Raw genomic sequence first — 8,308 nt, 5'->3', positions numbered from 1 at the left:
GGCGTGGCCACGCACACGCCGGGCACGGCTGACGCGATCGCGCAGGCGCTCGCGGCGACTGCGGGCAAGTACTACCGCCTCGGCTACTCGGTCGCGGGCCTGACCGCTGGCAGCCTGACCCCGCGCCTCACCGGCGGATCGGATCGCCCCGGCACGGCTATCACAGCAGACGGCACCTACAGCGATCGCATCCAGGCGGTGACAGGTAACGACACGATTGATTTCGTCGCCTCGTCCGACTTCGACGCCGCGCTCGATGACGTCATCGCCTACCTCGAAACCTCAGGCTGCCTCTCACAGGGCACCCACTTTGTTTGGATCGAGCCGCGCAATGCGGACGATCTGCCCGGCCCCGTGGCCGGACCCTTCGAAATCACCATCATCTAGTATCAGCAGGAGACCAAAATAATGGCAAATGGTGTGAATACGGACAATATCGATCCCGTCGCAATCTCTGATGAGGTGCTGGTCAATAGGGATGGGTCGACTGGGCGTCAGCAAACCGCCAATTTGGGCATTCAGCTCGCAAATAGTGGTGCGATCGGTGATGCCCTGTCGGCGCTCGACATAGCGCGTGCATCGCACGAGGATCGCCTCGCGAGCGTCGAAGCCACTCAGACGACAAATATGGTCTATGCGGCTGCGTGGACCGCCGATCTGGATCAGATCGCTCCAGCATATATTGGTCAGGGGGCGGAGATCGTCGATGAGGCGGGCGGCAGCCACATCGATCCATCCACCGGGCAATCAGTCCTCGATGCGGGTCGCTACAAATCCTATGGCACAGCCGTCGGCGCATGGACGCGGATCAGCGATACTGGTCTGGCTGGGAAGGCGTCCACGGCCACGCTGAGGACTGCGGGCGTATATCACTGCACCGCTGTCCAGGACGGCGTTGACCCTAATCTTGTGTTGCTTACAAACCCGGATGTTCCCGCCGCGCCCACAGAAGGCATGCGGATCACATTCATTGCACCATTCACAAACACCGGAAACCTGAAGCTGAAAATAAACGGCGGAGCGGTTTTGGACGTGACGCAGTTGAACAACGGAGCGGTCTTTGCTGGGGCGATCACAGTGAATTATCCCTACGAATTCACATTCTTTGGCGCCCCGAGCAACAAGTACAAACTGACCACTGTACTGTACTCCACGAGTGAAATCCATGACAGGCTGGTGGCAAAGCCGGACACGTTTGGGGGGACGGCCAACGCCTTGACGGTCACTCTGAGGCAGGCAGCCGTTGATCGGCAACTTTTGCTCATCAAGCCGACCGCACCCAATACCGGCCCGGCGACGCTCAACGTGAAAAGTGCCGCTGACGTAGCATCGGGCGGGGCCGGGACCACAACAGGCATCGTCAACATGAACGGAACCCCTATCACTGCGGATACGCTTGTGGTGGGGCGGTTCACTCTGCTGATGAGGGACGCCTCCGGCGGCAACCCATGGCGCATCCTTGCCGATGGCGTAAATCAAGCTCAGATAGACGCCATTCTGGCTGATATGAGCGACCTGGATGGCCGGATCACGTCCCTTGAAAGTGCCAGCGGTGTAGTGGGCGCGTGGGAGAACGAAGCCGAGGCGCTCTGCAACAAGATCATCGGCCCGACCTTCGGTGGCGGTCGCCGCTATGCGGATAACCCACGCGATCCGAAGAACTGGATCAACTACGTTAACGGCGTACGGAGCCTCGACGATCCGGCCCCGTTTAAAATTCTGAATTGCGGATGTTCTATTAACACTGGCGCGGGGGCTCAGGATGATGGTGCCAGCAATCCTGGCCTCGTTTTATCAAATATGCTGGCGGCTCGATTTGGCGCACAGCACAATATCGACGTGCAATATGAGAGCGTGGCAGTCGGGGGGACCGTGGTGAGCCAGTTCGTGGGCCAGCTCCAGGGCGCGACGATGCAGGACCCCGATATCGTGATCGGCGCCAACCCGAAAAACAATGCGACTGTCGCAGCACTGCACCAGCTCGGACCGCAGACGATCTATGATCAATATGTAGCTCTGATCCGCTACATCCGGGACGACATGGGGGCCATGCCGATCATCATGGGCACCTATCATGAGCACACTCATGTCAATGTCGTTGGATTTCCGGATCATTACCAATCGACGTGGCCCGTATTGAGCTACAACGTCGTCAATCAATCTGCCACATTCGACCAGGCGACAAAGCGGATCACGATGTTCGGTCTGGCCTCATATGGCCAGATGTTGCAAGACGGCAGCGGCGAGTTGCCCGCGTCAAAACTGCGGGTGACGATCACGGGAGAGGCTGAGTTCACGGTCACGGTCGCGGCAATCAACTGGGCGACGTCTGAGATCACAACTGTGGAGGATTTGGCATATGACGGCACATTCACGGCCTCCGTCAAGCACCTGCCGGTTGATGAGGCGCAGCTACTGTGGGACACGCCTGCGCCACTTCTGGTCCGCAAGATACGCTCCCCTGGCGGAGAGGCTTTGCTCGGCTGGTATCACGATGACGTCGTTAATCAGATTGTCTATGATGCGTGCCGCGATGAGGGCTGTGGCTATCTCGATATGCAAAAATGGCAGTTTGGACTGCTCTCCGACGCTTGGCGCACCGGCAACTACACGGACGAGACGCTGTTCAATGTGATGTTCGAGAAGCCCGTCGATCCACTCGATCCGGATGGACCGACATTTGTTGAGTTCAATCACGCCAACCAGCAGAGCTACGCCTCGTTCAACAATGCGATGTTCACCCCGTTCTGCTCAGCGATCGAATATCGTCGTCTGTACGCTCAGAGGGAGTTCTGACCTAACACCGCGCCCGCTGATTTATAACGGGCGCGGTACAACACAACTGGGTGATTAAGCAGCTGCGCGCACAAGTGCAGCGTTTAACGCCTGATTAAGGCCATCACCCAAAACGTGTTTGCTGCAACTATTGGTGTCATTCACTGCAAGAATCCGTGTCGCGCTACACCGATTTGGGGCAGTTTCACATCTACAGTCACATTTAATACCCTTGTTCAAATTTGGAGGACATATCATCCTATATCGGCAGTCAAACACAACCTCACATCAGGGACAACAGTAACCGTTTCCCATAAAAGGCACCTAAGCCATTATTTATAATTACATTTTCAAATTAATGTAAAAAACATTCACATAAACCCTTGCACCAGAAACCCGGCGAACCCATTTTGGTAATGTGAAAGACATTCACATCAAACATCACAACCTTCCGAAAGGGTTCATCAATGACCGACGTCACCTCCACCTACACCGCTCAGGATCGCCCTATGGGCTGGTTCCGTCGCGCCGAAGGCTGGCTTGACGATAAGGGCAAAGGGGCCTGGATCGCCGCAATGGTCCTTGGCTTCGTCTTCGTCTGGCCGGTTGGCCTTGCACTTCTCTTTTACATGATCTGGGGTAAAAAAATGTTCGCTTGTAAAAATCGCTCTCATCACCGCACTCATCGCTGTGGCTCCCATGGCGAAACCTTCCGTGCCGCTCGCGCCGCCGCGCGCCCGTCTGGCAACAGCGCCTTTGACGCCTATAAGACCGAGACGTTGATGCGCCTGGAAGAAGAGCAGGATCAATTCGAATCCTTTCTTGAGCGCCTGCGCGCCGCAAAGGACAAGGCCGAGTTTGACCAATTCATGGAAGACCGCGTGAAAAAGGCATCTGAGGCACGCGCCAAAGATCATGACGCCAAAGATCATGACGAAAGCGCCGATAAAGAAGACGCTTGAGCCACACACCCGAGATCGGGCAGACTCGCCCCTGAGTTTGCCCATCCCAGCCAAGCCCTGAAACCCGTCAAACCGACCTGACACAGAAATATGAGTGAGACCATGTTCCACGATGACACCGCCCTTTGGGGCCTTCCCGACCCGGAACGCCAGCCGGGGTTTTACGACGCCGTCCCCACCAAACGTGCGCTTGCCTTTGTTGTGGACCTGATCGTCACCACCTTGATCGCGGCAATGATCGTACCGTTTACCGCCTTCACCGGGATTTTCTTTTTCCCCTTTCTGGTGGCAGTGGTCGGGTTTGCCTATCGGGTCGTCACCCTGACAAATGGCTCAGCCACGCTGGGGATGCGGCTGATGGGGATCGAGTTTCGCACCTCAAAAGGCGAGCGCTTTGATCTTGGCATGGCGCTGTTGCACACCGGGCTGTTCACCGTCTGGTGTACGATGGGCCTGCCGCAGGTGATCTCAGTTGTGTTGATGCTGACAACCGGGCGCAAACAGGGGCTCAGCGACCTGATTATGGGGTCGGCGGCAATCAATCGGCCCTCTGACTATTAAATCCGAGTCCCAAACTGTCGGAAAATGAGAGCAAAGGGCGCATTTTGCGCCCTTTTGTCGCGTTTTAGGGACAAAACTCGCAGATGAATTTACTGCAATGTGATCGGGGGCTTGGCGCGTGGGTCAGGACTTGCTACCTTCCCTTTGCGTGCCGTGAACGCGCCCTTTGTGAAATCATCCTAAGTCGACTTTATGCGTCATACCCTCCCCCTCGCGCCGCAGTTCTATGTGACGGCTCCACAGCCCTGCCCCTATCTTGAGGGCCGGATGGAACGCAAACTGTTCACCTCCTTGCAGGGCGAGAGCTCCGATCAACTCAACAACAGCCTGTCGAAACAGGGGTTCCGTCGGTCACAAAACGTGTTGTACCGTCCGACCTGCGCCGATTGTAGCGCCTGCATGTCCGCCCGCATCCGGGTGGCCGATTTCAAACCATCGCGATCGCAACGCCGCGCGATCAACAAGAACAATTATCTCAAACGCGCCGCCACCAGCCCTTGGGCCACTGAGGCGCAATTTGAACTGTTTCGCGACTATCTTGAGACCCGACATGCCGACGGCGGCATGGCCGATATGGACGTGTTTGAATTCGCCGCGATGATCGAAGAAACGCCGATCCGCACCCGCGTCATCGAATATTACATCACCTCACGGGGGGGCACGCCACGCGAATTGGCGGCGACCTGTTTGACCGATCTGTTGGATGACGGCCTCTCTATGGTCTATTCGTTTTACAAACCCGATTTGGTCAAGGACAGCCTTGGCACCTATGTGATCCTGGATCATATCGAAATCGCCCGCGAGGCGGGCCTGCCCTATGTCTACCTGGGCTATTGGGTGCCGGGTTCGCCCAAAATGGGCTATAAGGCGCGGTTCTCGGCGCTGGAGGTCTATCAGGGCGGTCAATGGGTCGACATGATCGACCCGGAGGATTTCGCCGCTGAGGCCCATCCGCTTGAATCCGAACCCATCGCGCAACAGGTGGCCAAGATCGACCTACCGGACACCCATACTGTGCCCCACCCCTCCCGTGGGCCTCGGTCGGAGTATTAAAGCCGTATCGTGTTAGTGATAAGCCCCACGCGGACGCATCGCATGGGCGTCAACGCGGGCGGCCGCTTGAATCAAAAGCCCCAATTGTTCGGCCAAAGACACCGCCATAGACGCGATGTCAGCGCGGATCAACAGCATCGCCATCAAAGCCGCGTCCTCGCGTGCGCCCCGCGCCGCAAGGCGGACAAACCGCGCCATCACCGCCTCATCCGCCCCCAGACAGGCACAGTCCGGGTGATGCCGCATCAAAGGCCGGCGCGCGTGGCGTTCAAAGACCATCATCATCTGGCCATAGACCTTGGAAATGTCGCTGTCCTTGGCCGCGATCTGTGCGCCACGCATCAGCGCCACGACCATTCGCCCCTGGGCGTCGAGCTGGTCGATCCGGCCAACCGGTTCGGCACCCTCGACCTCTCGGGCGGGATCAAGACCAAAGGGATCGTGGGGAGAATATGACATGGGGCGTCCTTCGATTCATTACCCGAGTATTTTTATCGGATAATTTCAAATTCGACAAACCCTATTTTCCGAAAAAGAAAAGCCCCGCTCAGTGGCGGGGCTTTTGGTCGTATCACAGGTCGCTCAAAAGGCTCTATTTCGACAACAGGTTCGGCACGATGGTGACGATGTCGGGGAACATCCACAGGATGCCAAGCCCCAGAACCTGAATGAGCACAAAGGGGATGATCCCTCGGTAGATGTGCCCTGTGGTCACGGAGGGCGGAGCCACCCCGCGCAGGTAGAACAGGGCAAAGCCAAAGGGCGGTGTGAGGAAGGAGGTCTGAAGGTTGACCGCAATCATGATCGTCACCCATTTCGGGTCCATCGTGCCGCCGTAGATCACCGGGCCGACGATGGGCACGACAATGTAGATGATCTCCAGAAAATCCAACACAAAGCCCAAGACGAAGAGCACCAGCATGACCAAAAGGAAGACGGTGAATTCGTTGTCAAACGAGCGCAGGAAACTTTGGATGTAATGTTCGCCACCGAACGAGATCACCACGAGGTTCAGCAATTGCGAGCCAATAAGGATGGTGAAGACCATCGACGTGACCTTGGCGGTTTCACGCACCACGATCCCCAAAGTGCCATCCCCCCACAACACCCAGCAGGCATAGAGAATGCCGAACATCGCGTAGTAAAAGGCCACGAGGGCGACGATATAGGCCGCCCAATCTTCAAACGGCACATCGCCCCGGCCCAGACGCAGGTCGAAATTCGACCCGATCAGGATCATGATGACGACGGAAAACGCCGCCCCCAAAATGATTTTGCCGGATTTATGATGATCGGCCAATTTGCGGTAAGCCGCCAAAAGGATCGCGCCCCCGGCCCCAAGACCTGCGGCAGGTGTCGGGTTGGTCACCCCCCCCAAGATCGAGCCAAGCACGGCCACGATCAACACAAGCGGCGGGAAAACCACGCGGAACAGCTCGTTTTTACCCAACCGCATCGCCGCTTCTTTGAGACCATAGGCCATCAAAAGCGCCGGGATCAGGTAATAGAGCGCGGCGGTGCCGGAACTGGTCAGCGGGCTGACAAACAGCGCATCCATCGCCAAGATGCCCGCGATCCCCGCAGCGCCGATCAGCAGAGGACGCGGATCGGCAGAGGGCGCAACACCGCGGCCAAAGGCCAAGACAACGCTCAACAACACCATCACCGTGAGCAAGCCCTTGCCAAGTTTCGGCGCGGAGTCCACCGCCACGGCGGTCAGGCGTTCGATCTCTTCGGGGGAGCGCTGAACGCTTTCCACGGCGCCGCCAGCGGCCTCAATCGCGGCCTGTTCCGACAGGGCGGTGGCCCACGCCTCTTGCCCATGCAGCTCGATCATCGCCGCTTCACATTGCTGCGACACATTGGTGCGCAATGAGGCGCGCGCGCCCGCGTCGGTGTATTCCTTGACCAACACCGATTGGTTGCCGGCAATCCCGACCTGACCAAAGACAATCGCGCCACCGATCAAAATCACCGGGATCGCCAGGAACCACAACAGGCCTTCGCGGCGGGTGATGGTGTCATGGCTGGTGTGTGACAGATGCACGGGCGGGGCTTTGTGCGGGTTCAACAGCGCATAGCCAAAGGCGTAAAGCGCATAGAGGAAGGCCAGGAAAATCCCCGGCAACATCGCCGCCTGAAACAGAGTGCCGACGGAGACAACCGCCGGTTTGCCAAGATAAGTCAGCGCATCGGTACAGCCCACCGCCTGCGCCCGCGCCTCTTGGGCTGCGGAATAAAGATCGCCCGCGAGCGTGCCAAGCAACACAATCACGATGGAGGGCGGAATGATCTGCCCCAACGTGCCCGAGGCGGCAATGACGCCGGTGGCAAGTTCAGGCGAATAATTGTGCCGCAACATGGTCGGCAGCGACAAAAGCCCCATGGTCACAACGGTCGCACCCACGATGCCGGTCGAAGCGGCCAAAAAGGCACCGACGATGACCACGGAGACGGCCAAACCGCCGGGGATCGGGCCAAAGACCCGCGCCATGGTGGTCAACAGATCGTTGGCAATTTTGGACCGCTCCAGAACGATCCCCATCATCACGAACATCAGAACCGCCAACAGCGTTTCGATCGAAGCGCCCGCAAAGACGCGTTCGTTCATCCGGTTGACGATAAAGGACAGGTTGCGATCAATCGCCTGTTCCCAACCGCCTTCAAACAAGGGCTGCATATAGGTGGGCAAGTCTGGATATCTGAAATGCGAAATGGTGACCGGGTTCACCCCGGAATTGACCAGATCACGATAGGCCTGCGCATTGGTATCAAGCGCTTGGTGCACCAAGATCCCGGCACTGTCCAACGCGGCAATGATGCCAAAGGACAACAACCCCGCGCCGCCGATGGCAAAGGCCACCGGGAAGCCTGTGAGAATTCCACTGAACAGACAGAGGAACACGATGATGAGGCCGATTTCTACGCCATCAAGTCCGAAAAGCATGTTTTTGATC

6 protein-coding genes and 1 pseudogene are annotated in these 8,308 nt (G+C 57.7%); 5 read left to right on the top strand and 2 right to left on the bottom strand.

Annotated features, from left to right (window positions below; translation table 11 throughout):
• From C8029_RS22115 to C8029_RS16935, 5 genes and pseudogenes are all read left to right on the top strand, one after another.
• Nucleotides 1–387: pseudogene (locus C8029_RS22115) on the top strand (phage tail protein); the annotation flags it as partial.
• Nucleotides 388–408: 21 nt separating this feature from the next.
• Nucleotides 409–2,796: an SGNH/GDSL hydrolase family protein gene (locus tag C8029_RS16950; protein ID WP_152003355.1), complete on the top strand. Its 2,388-nt coding sequence runs from the start codon at nt 409–411 to the stop codon at nt 2,794–2,796.
• 446 nt (nt 2,797–3,242) lie between these two features.
• Complete coding sequence (locus C8029_RS16945; RefSeq protein WP_152003354.1) at nt 3,243–3,737, top strand: DUF2852 domain-containing protein; 495 nt, start codon at nt 3,243–3,245, stop codon at nt 3,735–3,737.
• Between the two features lie 102 nt (nt 3,738–3,839).
• On the top strand, nt 3,840–4,298 hold the full coding sequence (locus tag C8029_RS16940; RefSeq protein WP_009571632.1) for an RDD family protein: 459 nt from the start codon (nt 3,840–3,842) through the stop codon (nt 4,296–4,298).
• Nucleotides 4,299–4,490: 192 nt separating this feature from the next.
• Complete coding sequence (locus tag C8029_RS16935; RefSeq protein WP_152003353.1) at nt 4,491–5,351, top strand: arginyltransferase; 861 nt, start codon at nt 4,491–4,493, stop codon at nt 5,349–5,351.
• Between the two features lie 12 nt (nt 5,352–5,363).
• Here C8029_RS16935 and C8029_RS16930 read toward each other — a convergent pair whose 3' ends face one another.
• Together C8029_RS16930 and C8029_RS16925 are read right to left on the bottom strand one after the other, a co-directional pair.
• A complete protein-coding gene (locus C8029_RS16930) occupies nt 5,364–5,810 on the bottom strand; it encodes a hypothetical protein (RefSeq protein WP_152003352.1) in 447 nt (148 codons plus the stop codon).
• A gap of 133 nt (nt 5,811–5,943) precedes the next feature.
• The gene (locus C8029_RS16925) at nt 5,944–8,298 is read right to left on the bottom strand and encodes a TRAP transporter large permease (protein WP_152003351.1); all 2,355 of its coding nucleotides are present in this window, start codon (nt 8,296–8,298) and stop codon (nt 5,944–5,946) included.
• Nucleotides 8,299–8,308: the final 10 nt, after the last annotated feature.

Source organism: Roseobacter sp. TSBP12, from assembly GCF_009129705.1.
Taxonomy (GTDB): domain Bacteria; phylum Pseudomonadota; class Alphaproteobacteria; order Rhodobacterales; family Rhodobacteraceae; genus Celeribacter; species Celeribacter baekdonensis_A.
This window is presented reverse-complemented; position numbering and strand designations above follow the sequence as displayed.